The sequence below is a fragment of the Bariatricus sp. HCP28S3_F11 genome (assembly GCF_052065395.1).
Lineage (GTDB): Bacteria > Bacillota > Clostridia > Lachnospirales > Lachnospiraceae > Allocoprococcus.
This window is the reverse complement of record NZ_JBQHUC010000054.1, coordinates 1-11,668: the sequence shown is the minus strand read 5'-3', so window position 1 is coordinate 11,668 and position 11,668 is coordinate 1. Positions and strand designations below refer to the sequence as shown.

The window sequence follows — 11,668 nt, the reverse complement described above, 5'->3', positions numbered from 1 at the left end:
CCAGTAGTTGCCGAATAAGCCTGTCGGTTAAGTTCAAAATCAACCTTTTTGCACTAGATAGGGGTAGTTTGCGCTTTTTTGGCTATTCTGAAGGTTTTGTTTCATAGTAAAGTACACGTCTGGTCAATCCCGAAATATTCCCTAAATTTGGCTGACATCTTTTCATAATATGGTCATTTTTCACAATTTTATGCACAAACACCTCTTTTTAATGCATTTTATCCATGTTCACAATTTGTTCATTTATCTTTCAAAATTCTTTCATTTGTTAATCATTCTTTCTTCACATCTCTTCTGTATACTAAAACCATCAAATAAATGAAATGCATAAAGACGATAAGAAGTAATCATACTATTGAGATAAACTTTTTCATAATACATGCCGGGAACTGCGTAAGCGGTTACCCGGCATCCTCCCTTTTTCAGGCCTTTATTCACTTCCTTTTTTCCAAAACAGCAGTAATAGTATTCCGCCCATCATAACGAAGCAAGCAGCAAAGATTCCTGTTGATTCATTCTTCCGCATTCCATCTTCAATTTTCTCTTCATCCGATTTCTTTCTTTCCAATGCTTTCTTTATCGGCCATACTACATCCTTAAACGAATTTTCCTGCTTCATAATCTCCAGATTGACCGTTCTTTGGATATAATTTCCGGCAATATCCTGTGCTTCAATCACAATTTCATATGTTTTTTCTGCACAGAGTCCAAGCTGTACATTTTTATGTGATGTAAGCATCTGCGATTTTCCATTGATCATGACGTTCTGAATCCAATCCCTGTATTTCTCCGGATAAATCTCTATTTTGATGCTTTGATCAAATTGGCTTCCGCTTTCAATTTCTTCCTTTGTATCGGCATTTCTAATGATAATTCTGGGCGAAGTCCGGTCAATTTCAAATTCTGCACATTCTTCTGCTTCATTCCCGGCTGCATCCACCGCTTTGATTACAAATCTGTGGATTCCTTCCCGCCAAATCCGTTCTCCCGAATGATACAACATTCCATCCAATTCCATTTTGCAGGTATATGTTGTGAAATCCAGTATTTGCGACTTTTCGTCAAAGCTCCAAGCAAATTCTTTCATACATTTTCCATCAATATCAGACAAAACCGGAAGTTCCGGCGGCGTACTGTCAACTGCAAATGTCCTCCGCATCGAATTGGTATTCCCTGCCATATCAACAGCTTCTATCTGAATTATGTAAATTCCTTCCTTCTCACAAAGCAGCTCTGCTTCCATTCCCTCTTTTTCATTCCAGTTGTCCACCTGAAGGGTTTCTTTCTCTCCTGCGGGATTTTCTCTTTCTACATATGCTGTGAGCTTTTGCATCAGATTTTCCTCACATGCTTGAAATTTTAATGTAACTGGGCGATCAGAGACTGCATAATTTTCCACTCCTTCGATCCGAAGCAGCGGAGCGTGAGTGTCAATCCGTATTTCAAAAGAAACTGCATTTTTATTTCCGGCAAAATCCTCCGCTTCGGCAATAACAACAATGCCTTTTCCCTGTTTTGCCTCCTCTCTTACTTGAAAATTCAGGTGCTCTTTATCGTCGGAAATATATTTCTTTCCGTTTGCACTTCCTTCAAAATCAGCCACCTTGCTAAAATCATCGCCGCACTGCATCTCCACTGCAACCGATGCCAGATACCATATCCCGGTTTTCACGGGCTTAATGATCCGAATCTTCGGAGGGATTGAATCTACCTTCCACTCCCATACTTTCTTCCAGCTTTCCAAATCTTCTTCCGGATTCTGGGGTTCATTCGGACTTTCTCCATTCATAGTCGTATCGGTTTCTTCTTCATTTTCTGTATCGCACTCAGATTCCTGTTTGAAAGTTTCTTCTGTCTTCAGATCATATGAATATTCATCCGCTTCTCCCATCCCCGGTTTTTCCTCTTCTTTTCTGTCCGGATCAGCTTCTTCCTTCTCAGCTTCGTCTCCTCTCTCTTCTCTGATCAGTTCCGTTTCCAGTTTATAAACGCCGTCACCCGATTCTATATTCCAGACTTTTTCCTTGTTTTCCAGATTCAATTCGCCTTCTTCGATTGTCCCGTCCGCATAATAGAACTTGTATTTTGTCACGAACCCTTCATCCTGATGGAGAATCCGTATTTTCGGTAATTTGTGATAATATCCATTCTTTCCGTCCGGCTCATCATATTGAACCTGATAGCCTTTTATCACCGGAGTTTCTCCCGGAAGCTCCTCTTTTTCATTTTCCAATATGCCTGCATACACATATTGGCTTACGAACGCCATAGCCACGATTAGGAAAGCCATTCCTGCCTTTATTTTCCCACCCATACTTCTTCTCCTTTCATTGTAATTTCGTATTGTTTCTGCAATTTTTGAAATTCTATATTTGTCGTCAGATTCGGCAGGGTATCCACCGCTTTTTTTACAAGTTGGGCACATACCTGACGCTCGATTCCCGCATCTTTCAGATGCTTTTCCAGATATGCCAGCCATAATTTTTCAGAGTCGGGAATACGTTCCATGGACTCGCGGCATATCGCCCAGGATTGTTCCAGATTTCCTTCTTCCTCATAGAGTTTTTCCAAACGCAGGTAAATTTCTTCCAATCCTTCCCTGCTGTCTTCCAACTCTTTCACCCTCTCATATTCTGCAGCTGCTTTTTCGTTTTCTCCTTCCGTTTCATACGCTTTTGCCAGATACTTTCTGAGTGTTTTTTCCTGCTCACGATTTGTTTCATTCCACAGAACTTCCTGTTCCATTTCTTCTCCCAACCGCATGGCTTCGTCCCAGGCTTCCTGTGTCCCCAGCATCCCATATGTCATCATAAAAGGAATTTTATACCAGTATTCTTTTCCTCGGATCCACACTCCGTTTTCTTGTTCTTTCAATAATTTTCTTCCCGTTTCCAATGTATCTGCCAATTCATTTTTCACAAAATTCTCCGATCCGCCTTTTTGTATATATTCAAAAATCGTCAGATATATCCCGGCAAATGGCAGCTGTTCCGAAGCTTTTTCGAGACATTTTCTCCCTTGTTCAAAATTATTCATCTCGACACAATATATAATGCCAAGTTCAAGGTAAGCTCTTCCCTCCTCTTCCGTGTCCTTCTCCTGATCCATCGTAATATTCTTCTCTGATGGACTGTCCTCTTTTTCCCCGGACGCAGCTTCCGAGTTCACCATTTTCTGCTGCTCCTTTTCCCAAATCACTCCTGCGGTCACCAGTATGACAAGTGCGGCACACACGAAGGCTTTCCGCCTTATCCCTCTTCCATTTCTCTTTCTTTGCGTCGTATTCTCTCTCTTTCCTGTATTTCCAAATGGAGCAAGCATCCGCAGATCGGTCTGTATTTCTGCCATCATACGGATTCCGTCCTTTTTCCCGGAAAGACATTTTTCAATTATTTTTCTTATCAGACGTTTTTCACGCCTGGTACACAGTTCTGTCAGATGACATTTCTCCAGCATAAACTGATATGTTTTTCCAAGTCCGTAACAGTCATCTTCCAGCTCCGCATTCTGCGTCAATATATGCTCCTGTTTTACGAACAGCATCCGCACTTTTTTCTTCTGCATTCTGCGAATCTGATCTTCATTTCCCGGATCCATAATATCCAGAAGCATGATTTCGGAGTCTTCCCCGATAATCACAGCATATGGATTCACAAAGCCATATGCCTTTCCATTCTCCCATTTATAATACTGCTCCAGTCGCTGTGCGATCTCTGCCATCCAGTGCCACAGGCATTCTCTCGAAACAGGATACTCTTCCTTCACATATTGCATGATGGAAATCCCCTTCACGTAGTCACTGATCATATGGCAATAGCCATTTTGCTCCAGAAACCGGAACACTGCATATTCCGATCTTTCTGCCACGATATCCCTCCCGCTTTCTATTATTTTCGCTTTGGATTCTTACCTGAAATTAAAATTGAAATACTGTTACTTAGAAGTTCTCATGAAATAGAGAATTGAATTAGAGTGATTCATATATTAACCGCTTTCCTTGGAATTTGCAACAGAAAAATGAAGGTAATGTTTCACAAAATTTCTGTCCTATTTTGTCGAGAAAGATCCCTTTCACCTATTTATCTTCCCTTAGCTACGCCGTTTTTCTGCTTTGTGAAATCTGCTGCCCGCACCCAAATCAAGCAAAAATTCTTCTTACTGACCCAGAGAAAAAAGACGTACCCAAATGGATACGTCTTTCATATAATTATTTCAAAAAATCAACGTGTCAGTGCACTAACCCATTAAATGCCCCGGTTTGTAAAGGTGTCTCGGAATACCATCAACCATAACCGGAGAAACATCTCCCTGGATCAGAGGTCTTACATAAGTAACGAAATCTTCTGTTACGTAGGTTCCCTCTTCGTTTACCCATTCTCTCGGTACCAGACGTTCGTCGTTGGCAATCTTATGCACATCTTTCACCTCTGTTCCACACTGATACGGATCGTCAGAATGACGTACCAGTACAACCATCTTTCCGCTGTCGCCTTCGTCAGCAGCCTTAACTGCGGCACCACCTACCTGATAAGCTTCCAGAATATCTACACGGGAACTGCAGTGAGATGCTGAACGCTGCAGCGTGCTGAGCTCAATTGCACGGGTCTTACATCCGACCTCTGCTGCTACATAATTTGCCAGATAGGATGCGGTTCCTGTCAGCTGTTTGTGACCAAATGCATCAACGAAATCAGCACTCTGTCCTAATTCGCATACATAGCGTCCATCTGCAAGTTTGATTCCTTCTGATACAGCTACTACAACAGATGTCTTTGTCTCCAGAAGTTTGTGGATACGAGCCATAAAATCGTCCAGATCGAATGTTAATTCCGGAAGATAGATCATATCCGGTCCCTGACAGTCTTCCCCCTGTGCAAGTGCAGCGGCTCCTGTCAACCATCCTGCGTTACGTCCCATGATCTCAACGATCGTAACAAGTCCCTTGCTGTATTCCAGGCAGAAACTGTCGCGAATGATCTCTTTTACAGATGTTCCGATGTATTTTGCGGCACTTCCGAATCCCGGTGTATGGTCTGTCAGAGCGAGATCATTGTCAATGGTCTTCGGGCAGCCGATGAATTTCTGCGGATGTCCTTTGATAATCGCATAATCAGACAGTTTCTTGATCGTATCCATGGAATCATTTCCACCGATATAAATAAATGCTTCAATATCCAGCTTGTACAAGATTTCAAAAATCTTGTCATATAAAGCCATATTCTCATGAATTTCCGGCAATTTGTAACGGCATGACCCAAGATATGCAGCCGGTGTTCTCTTTAAAAGTTCAGCATCAAGTTCGTTTGTAATATGTTCAGAAAGATCAATATATTTCTCCTCTAATAATCCCTGGATACCATGAAGCATACCATAAACCTTATTCGCTCCACGGTCTTTTGCTGTACGGTAAACACCCGCCAGACTTGAGTTGATTGCTGCAGTAGGCCCCCCTGACTGTCCTACGATTACATTTCCTTTCATAAATAGCTACCTCCGTTTAGTATACATTTACTGTCAATATCCCTATTTTAGTGCATTGTGACGATTTTGTCCAGTGAAAACGTTATAATTTTGACAGTTTATCGAATTAATTTGCATTTCTGTCGAAATTTATGCTATGCTATGATCGTATAAAACGCCGTCAGGCAATCACCAGACAATACCGAAAGGAGAATGAATGTAACTATGTCAGAACAACATTACGTCCGGCATGAAATTGATCCGATATATGATTCAAATTCCCGGATCCTGATTCTTGGGAGTTTTCCTTCCGTCAAATCCCGTGAAAGCAACTTTTTCTACGGACATCCCCAGAATCGTTTCTGGCGATTACTCTCTGCTCTTTTTGAATGCCCGCTTCCACAGACAACAGAAGAGAAAAAAGTTCTTCTGCTTTCCAACCGAATTGCGATCTGGGATGTGATCGCCTCCTGTGAGATTACCGGTTCTTCTGACAGCAGCATTAGAAATGTCGTTCCGGCTGATCTGTGTCGCATAACCGACACTTCGCCTATCGAAAAAATCTTTACAAACGGTGGTACTGCAGATAAACTCTACCGGAAATACTGCCGTCCTCAGACACAGATGGATGCCATCCGGCTGCCTTCCACCAGCCCGGCAAATGCGGCATGGTCATTTGAGCGCCTGCTCACAGAATGGGAACAAATCCGGATCCAGTAACAGCGGCACAAATAGCAATAAATTTTTTGATTAATTTTTTTGTTTTTTCGCTTGACAATCTGTATTTCCTGATATATAATATGTTTTGTTGTGAAGCAGTGATGTTTTACAAGGATGTGCGCTTAGCTCAGCTGGATAGAGCGTTTGGCTACGGACCAAAAGGTCGGGGGTTCGAATCCTCTAGCGCACGTTATTCAATCCCTTACAGTAATGTAAGGGATTTTTTGTTATCCTGCAGTTTATGACTCGGCCACGTCGGAAAGTTCAATTGTAATTTCCTTGTAAATGTGATATTCTTTTATATAATACAGTCGTCCATGATTTATTGATAGGAGAAATAACTATGAAAATACAAGAATCTGCTGAAAATTACCTGGAAACCATCCTGATCATTGGAAATCGTCAGGGCTATGTCCGCTCCATCGACATTGCAAATGAACTCGGTTTTTCCAAGCCAAGTGTCAGTGTCGCCATGAAGAATCTTCGGCTGAATGGATATATTATCGTTGATGCAAATGGACATATCACTTTATCAGATACAGGACGGGAAGTGGCCGAAACGATCTATGAACGCCACACGCTACTGACAAGCTGGCTCGTTAGCCTTGGGGTGGATGAGAAGATTGCAGCCGAGGATGCCTGCCGTATGGAACACGTAATCAGCGCTCCCAGTTTTGATGCTATCAGAAAGCATGTCCAAAATCACCAGAAGAAATAAATACTGCGCAGATTCAATCTGCGCAGATATATGGTGCAATTTCTTTTACAAGTTCACCTGCACGCGGTGAATAAATACGAAGTTTAGCTTTTTTCCCAAGTCCCATTCCCAAAACGCACAACACGGATTTCGCGTCAATTACAAAAGTTCCAAGATCCATTCTTATATCACCAAAATATTTGGAGACTTTCGCCGTAAAATCAACTGCGTCTTGTTCAGTCTGAAGAAAAACACTTTGTTCAATCATCCTATGCGCCTCCATTCATAAAAAGTATAAAAAGCAACAGAACCATTCAGCTCCATTGCTTTTCAAGAATTATATCACCTTTTTTCGACAGATACAAGAAAATAGTTTTTAAGATTTTGTAAAGTTTTTATTTCAAAAATCCATTTACGATTTCTTCTTCTGCCTCTTTTTCTGTGAGCCCCAGAGTCATCAGCTTGATGATCTGTTCCCCTGCTATTTTACCGATCGCTGCCTCATGGATCAAGGCTGCATCCGGATTATTTGCAGTAATCTCTGGAATCGCACTGATATTTGCATTGTCCATGATAATAGCGTCACATTCTGTATGACCGCTGCATTTTGCGTTGCCGTTGATCACGGATTTGAATATCTGAACCGAATTATCTCTTGCAACCGCACGGGAAATGATATTCGCGCCGGAATCCACTCCGTTCAGATCTACATCGAATTTACTCTCCGCCCTCTGATTTCCATGCGTCATCAGTCTCTCTGTGACAACCAGTTTTGCGCCTTTTTTAAGACTTGCCTTCGTCGTGCGAACCGTAGAATCTACACCTTTGATCTGGACCATTTCCATTTCCATCTCACTGTTTTCACCGAGATCCACTTCCGTCTGCGGATTCATGATACGTTCTCCCTTGCCGTCTCCGCTTCCATAGTGTTTCTCAACATATTTCACATGTGCATTCTTTCCGACAAAGAAACGATGGATTCCATCATGACGGCTGGCTGCATCTCCGCCGTTATGGATTCCGCAGCCTGCAACAATCACGACATCGCAGTCATCTCCGATATAAAAATCATTATAAACCATTTCCTCAAGTCCGCTCTGGCTGAGAAGCACCGGAATGTGCACGCTCTCTTTCTTCGTTCCGGCCTTGATCTTAATATCGATGCCGGAAACATCCGTTTTAGAAACAATGTCAATGTTGGCTGTCGTATTTCTGGCTGCACTCTCACCGTTTGCACGGATATTGTATGCTCCTGCCGGGATTTCATGAAGCCCGGCTACAGCTTCCAAAAGTTCTTTCTGTATGCTGTCCATGCCTATCTCCTCCCATCACATACATTTACTGCACTGGAGCTTCCCAGAAGCTTCGGCAGGATCTCTTCTTTGACTCCATGATCTGTTACCTCGCCATCACCGATGACCAGAATCTCATCTGCAATATTCAGGATCCTCTCCTGATGGGAAATGATCAGAATCGAACCGTGAATCTCCCGATGCATCTTCTCAAATACCTGAATCAGATTCTGAAAACTCCATAGATCAATACCGGCTTCCGGTTCATCAAACACGGACAGCTTGGTACCTCTTGCTAAGACCGTTGCGATCTCGATTCTTTTCAGTTCCCCTCCGGAAAGGCTGGCATTCACTTCACGATTAATATAATCCTTTGCGCAGAGTCCCACCTGCGATAAATATTCACAGGCGCCGCTGATTGAGATTTCTTCCCCTTTTGCGAGTCGGATCAAATCCAGAACCGTTATCCCCTTAAATCGTACCGGCTGCTGAAATGCATAACTGATTCCCATTCTCGCACGATCCGTAATACTCATCTCTGTGATATCCTGCCCATCCCAAAGAATCTGACCTGATGTCGGCTTCTGAATTCCTGCGATCAGCTTCGCAAGTGTAGATTTGCCTCCCCCGTTCGGTCCGGTAATGACTGTAAATTTCCCATCGGGAATCACAAAACTGATATCCTTTATAATCTCTTTATCCACACCGTCCTCCGGCACTTCAAAAGATATGTGCTTTAATTCTAACATGGTGTTTCCTCCGTTTTTAATATCGCATGTTCACACATTCCCCTGCTGTCACTGACCGCTCGCCTTTCGGTCATAACAACCGATTCCATGCTGTGCTAGTCATCATCGTACCAATAATTTCCGGATTTTACAAGCTTTATTAGCATTTCTGCCACTATGTGCGTAAAAAAATCCATTCGAAAACCATTTTACCCAAGTGCAACATCCAAAATCATCATCAATACAAATCCGATTGCAAAACCTACCGTTGCGATATTCGAATGTTCTCCCTCCGATGCCTCCGGAATCAACTCTTCTACTACTACATACAGCATTGCTCCCGCCGCAAAGGCCAAAAGATACGGAAGAACCGGTTCAATATATGAAGCCAGCCAGATTGTCAGCAGAGCACCCAAAGGTTCCACGATTCCGGACGCAGCTCCATAGAGGAACGCCTTACCGCGGCTGATTCCCGTACCTTTCAGCGGCATAGAAATAATGGCACCCTCCGGGAAATTCTGGATTGCAATCCCGATTGCAAGTGCAAATGCTCCCGCCAGCGTGATCCCGGCACTTCCCTCCAGCATCCCGGCAAACACAACCCCAACCGCCATACCTTCCGGAAAATTATGAAGTGTCACGGCAAAAATCAACATCATTGATTTCGAAAGACTACTGTGCGCCCCTTCCGGCTCATCACTTCCCAGATGCAAATGCGGTATCACCCGGTCCATCAAAAGCAAAAATGCCATTCCCAGAAGCAATCCGACCGCAGCCGGAATGAACGCAAGTCTTCCCATTCCTTCTGACATATTCATGGCCGGAATCAGAAGCGACCACACCGAAGCAGCCACCATGACACCTGACGCAAATCCCAGCAGAATCTTCTGCAAAAGCGGCTTCATTTCATGTTTCAAGAAAAATACACAGGCAGATCCCAGCGCCGTACCAACAAACGGGATCATAATTCCTATCAATAAGTTCATAACTTTTTTCCTCCATCTTTTTACGTCACTCAAAGATGCCGGGAGTGAGAACTTCTCACCCTGACAACATTCTATGATTATACCACAGAAATGATGAATGGGGAATAATGGCTTGCGTTATCTTATTGCTCTTTACATATCTGATTATAAAAGATTTACAAGCCTTCCTACCCGTGATAAAATACATTCGTATACCAGTCACTATTCACCAGATATATATTTTTGGAGTACAATATGAAAATCGAAGGAAATGAAACAGAAATAAAAGCAATGCAAGAATTTCACAAAGGGAACCGTGCAGAAGGTCTTCGGATTCAAGAAGAATTTGCCAGTGCATTCCGGGAAGAATACAAAAATAAAGATCACTGCCCTTGTAAAAAAGCATGCAGATATCATGGAAATTGTAAAGAGTGCGTCGCGATCCATCGGGCTCATCAGGAACATGTTCCTAACTGTATGCGGCCTATTATCAATGCAAAGATCAAATTATTATCCGAGCTCACCGAACATACGATTGCTGATGAAATCGAAGCGCCACATGAGATTTTAAGAAAAGAATTTCAAAGATAAGGAGAACATACCATGTTTATAAATGAAGATACCACCTACAATGATATTCGTGAACGATCACTTTTACAATGGCTTGATGAAATGGAACACCACGAGGACGTGGCTGTCCGAGGCGGCGTGAAGCTCTGCCGGGAATACATCCAGTATCTCAAGCAGAAAAATGTAAAGCTGGAAGAAGAAAATGAACTCAAAAGTACCTATCTGAAAAAATATTCCAAACGGAACCTCTAAGATATTTGAATCGTCTCGATTTTCTTTACGAATAAGATTTCTCCATCAATTTGTGCTACAAAGGTTTAAGTAAATAAACAGAAAGGCGGCATTCCTTTGATGGAAAGCAACAACGAAATCATAAAATTGATTGAGGAATTTAAAAGTTGTCAAAATGTATTGATTGCTCTCGGTGATGAAACCCGGCAGCATCTTATGCTGGAAATGATGAAAATGGAACACGAAAAAGATTATGGAAGCGCAGCCGGACAGCACCGTCTGCATTATAATAACACTGGATGGAGGACCTGATATGTTGAAATATAAAAATGTTGTCTTTGATTTTGGAAATGTAATCGCTACTTTTGATGAAGACTATATTCTTGGAAAATTCTGTGATTCGCCGGAAGACCTCGAACTTTTGCGTAACGCAGTCTTCTATAACTGGGCGCAACTTGATGAGGGTACTGCTGATTATGACACATCCATACAGCACGCAAAAACACTTGTACCTGAGCGTCTGCATGACAATGTAACGGATTTTTTCCGGAACTGGCACAAATATCTGCAGCCAATTGAAGAAATCTGGTCTCTGATCCGAAAACTGAAAGAAAACGGAGCATCTGTCTATATTCTTTCCAATGCTCCGACTCATTTCGCTGATCATGCAGATTTTTATGAAATCGTCCAAGAATTTGACGGAATCATATTCTCTGCACCGATTGTTATGGCAAAACCAAAACCGGAGATCTATCATCATCTGTTCGATACTTATCATTTGAAACCGGAGGATAGTTTCTTCATTGATGATAAACCGGAAAATATTGCTGCCGGCCAGGCACTTGGGATGGACGGATATATTTTCAAGGGGGATATCGCAGAGGTTTGCAGAAAGCTTGGATTAGGCTAAAGAGACAGCGGGGTAGGTGTTTTGGGGGGGGGGGGGGGGGGGGGGGGGGGGGGGGGGGGGGGGGGGGGGGGGGGGGGGGGGGGGGGGGGGCGGGG

Annotated in this window: 13 protein-coding genes and 1 tRNA gene; 7 read left to right on the top strand and 7 right to left on the bottom strand. The window is 42.8% G+C overall.

What is annotated here, in order from left to right; all coding sequences use genetic code 11:
• Nucleotides 1-430 precede the first annotated feature (430 nt).
• The 3 genes from ACTNBR_RS15510 to ACTNBR_RS15500 form a co-directional block, all read right to left on the bottom strand.
• The gene (locus ACTNBR_RS15510; protein WP_441019096.1) at nucleotides 431-2,314 is read right to left on the bottom strand and encodes a hypothetical protein; all 1,884 of its coding nucleotides are present in this window, start codon (nucleotides 2,312-2,314) and stop codon (nucleotides 431-433) included.
• Nucleotides 2,299-3,867, bottom strand: a complete 1,569-nt coding sequence (locus ACTNBR_RS15505; protein WP_441019098.1) for a tetratricopeptide repeat protein — start codon at nucleotides 3,865-3,867, stop codon at nucleotides 2,299-2,301. Before ACTNBR_RS15505 ends, ACTNBR_RS15510 begins: the two co-directional genes overlap by 16 nt.
• A gap of 369 nt (nucleotides 3,868-4,236) precedes the next feature.
• Entirely contained in the window at nucleotides 4,237-5,481 is a 1,245-nt protein-coding gene (locus ACTNBR_RS15500; RefSeq protein WP_427808824.1) for a 6-phosphofructokinase, read from the bottom strand.
• Nucleotides 5,482-5,685: 204 nt separating this feature from the next.
• Here ACTNBR_RS15500 and ACTNBR_RS15495 point away from each other — a divergent pair, with 204 nt between their 5' ends.
• The 3 genes from ACTNBR_RS15495 (at nucleotide 5,686) to ACTNBR_RS15485 (ending at nucleotide 6,898) form a co-directional block, all read left to right on the top strand.
• Nucleotides 5,686-6,180, top strand: a complete 495-nt coding sequence (locus tag ACTNBR_RS15495; protein ID WP_427808823.1) for a DNA-deoxyinosine glycosylase — start codon at nucleotides 5,686-5,688, stop codon at nucleotides 6,178-6,180.
• A 116-nt stretch (nucleotides 6,181-6,296) separates the two neighbouring features.
• Nucleotides 6,297-6,370 (top strand) — tRNA-Arg (locus ACTNBR_RS15490).
• Nucleotides 6,371-6,523: 153 nt separating this feature from the next.
• On the top strand, nucleotides 6,524-6,898 hold the full coding sequence (locus ACTNBR_RS15485; RefSeq protein WP_427808822.1) for a metal-dependent transcriptional regulator: 375 nt from the start codon (nucleotides 6,524-6,526) through the stop codon (nucleotides 6,896-6,898).
• Nucleotides 6,899-6,911: 13 nt separating this feature from the next.
• On the opposite strand, the gene ACTNBR_RS15480 is transcribed toward ACTNBR_RS15485, so the two are convergent.
• The 4 genes from ACTNBR_RS15480 to ACTNBR_RS15465 all read right to left on the bottom strand — a co-directional run bounded on the left by ACTNBR_RS15480 (nucleotide 6,912) and on the right by ACTNBR_RS15465 (nucleotide 9,883).
• A complete protein-coding gene (locus tag ACTNBR_RS15480) occupies nucleotides 6,912-7,145 on the bottom strand; it encodes an HPr family phosphocarrier protein (RefSeq protein ID WP_441019099.1) in 234 nt (77 codons plus the stop codon).
• Between the two features lie 127 nt (nucleotides 7,146-7,272).
• A complete protein-coding gene (locus tag ACTNBR_RS15475) occupies nucleotides 7,273-8,190 on the bottom strand; it encodes a SufB/SufD family protein (protein WP_441019101.1) in 918 nt (305 codons plus the stop codon).
• 2 nt (nucleotides 8,191-8,192) lie between these two features.
• Nucleotides 8,193-8,918, bottom strand: a complete 726-nt coding sequence (locus ACTNBR_RS15470) for an ABC transporter ATP-binding protein (protein WP_427820863.1) — start codon at nucleotides 8,916-8,918, stop codon at nucleotides 8,193-8,195.
• A gap of 188 nt (nucleotides 8,919-9,106) precedes the next feature.
• Nucleotides 9,107-9,883 carry a ZIP family metal transporter gene (locus ACTNBR_RS15465; protein WP_441019103.1) on the bottom strand — a complete coding sequence of 259 codons (777 nt, stop codon included), beginning with the start codon at nucleotides 9,881-9,883 and terminating at the stop codon, nucleotides 9,107-9,109.
• A gap of 234 nt (nucleotides 9,884-10,117) precedes the next feature.
• Here ACTNBR_RS15465 and ACTNBR_RS15460 point away from each other — a divergent pair, with 234 nt between their 5' ends.
• The 4 genes from ACTNBR_RS15460 (at nucleotide 10,118) to ACTNBR_RS15445 (ending at nucleotide 11,573) form a co-directional block, all read left to right on the top strand.
• Nucleotides 10,118-10,453, top strand: a complete 336-nt coding sequence (locus tag ACTNBR_RS15460) for an LPS biosynthesis protein (RefSeq protein WP_441019105.1) — start codon at nucleotides 10,118-10,120, stop codon at nucleotides 10,451-10,453.
• A gap of 12 nt (nucleotides 10,454-10,465) precedes the next feature.
• Complete coding sequence (locus ACTNBR_RS15455; RefSeq protein WP_427808816.1) at nucleotides 10,466-10,684, top strand: hypothetical protein; 219 nt, start codon at nucleotides 10,466-10,468, stop codon at nucleotides 10,682-10,684.
• Between the two features lie 99 nt (nucleotides 10,685-10,783).
• A complete protein-coding gene (locus tag ACTNBR_RS15450) occupies nucleotides 10,784-10,975 on the top strand; it encodes a hypothetical protein (protein ID WP_427808815.1) in 192 nt (63 codons plus the stop codon).
• Between the two features lies 1 nt (nucleotide 10,976).
• Nucleotides 10,977-11,573 (top strand): HAD family hydrolase, encoded by a 597-nt coding sequence (locus ACTNBR_RS15445; RefSeq protein WP_441019107.1) that lies wholly within the window; start codon nucleotides 10,977-10,979, stop codon nucleotides 11,571-11,573.
• The last annotated feature ends 95 nt before the right edge of the window (nucleotides 11,574-11,668 follow it).

Coding starts and splice junctions, on each gene's coding strand:
- ACTNBR_RS15510 (WP_441019096.1), bottom strand. CDS start 2,314: ATGGGTGGGAAAATAAAGGCAGGAATGGCTTTCCTAATCGTGGCTATG.
- ACTNBR_RS15500 (WP_427808824.1), bottom strand. CDS start 5,481: ATGAAAGGAAATGTAATCGTAGGACAGTCAGGGGGGCCTACTGCAGCA.
- ACTNBR_RS15495 (WP_427808823.1), top strand. CDS start 5,686: ATGTCAGAACAACATTACGTCCGGCATGAAATTGATCCGATATATGAT.
- ACTNBR_RS15485 (WP_427808822.1), top strand. CDS start 6,524: ATGAAAATACAAGAATCTGCTGAAAATTACCTGGAAACCATCCTGATC.
- ACTNBR_RS15480 (WP_441019099.1), bottom strand. CDS start 7,145: ATGATTGAACAAAGTGTTTTTCTTCAGACTGAACAAGACGCAGTTGAT.
- ACTNBR_RS15475 (WP_441019101.1), bottom strand. CDS start 8,190: ATGGACAGCATACAGAAAGAACTTTTGGAAGCTGTAGCCGGGCTTCAT.
- ACTNBR_RS15470 (WP_427820863.1), bottom strand. CDS start 8,918: ATGTTAGAATTAAAGCACATATCTTTTGAAGTGCCGGAGGACGGTGTG.
- ACTNBR_RS15465 (WP_441019103.1), bottom strand. CDS start 9,883: ATGAACTTATTGATAGGAATTATGATCCCGTTTGTTGGTACGGCGCTG.
- ACTNBR_RS15460 (WP_441019105.1), top strand. CDS start 10,118: ATGAAAATCGAAGGAAATGAAACAGAAATAAAAGCAATGCAAGAATTT.
- ACTNBR_RS15455 (WP_427808816.1), top strand. CDS start 10,466: ATGTTTATAAATGAAGATACCACCTACAATGATATTCGTGAACGATCA.
- ACTNBR_RS15450 (WP_427808815.1), top strand. CDS start 10,784: ATGGAAAGCAACAACGAAATCATAAAATTGATTGAGGAATTTAAAAGT.
- ACTNBR_RS15445 (WP_441019107.1), top strand. CDS start 10,977: ATGTTGAAATATAAAAATGTTGTCTTTGATTTTGGAAATGTAATCGCT.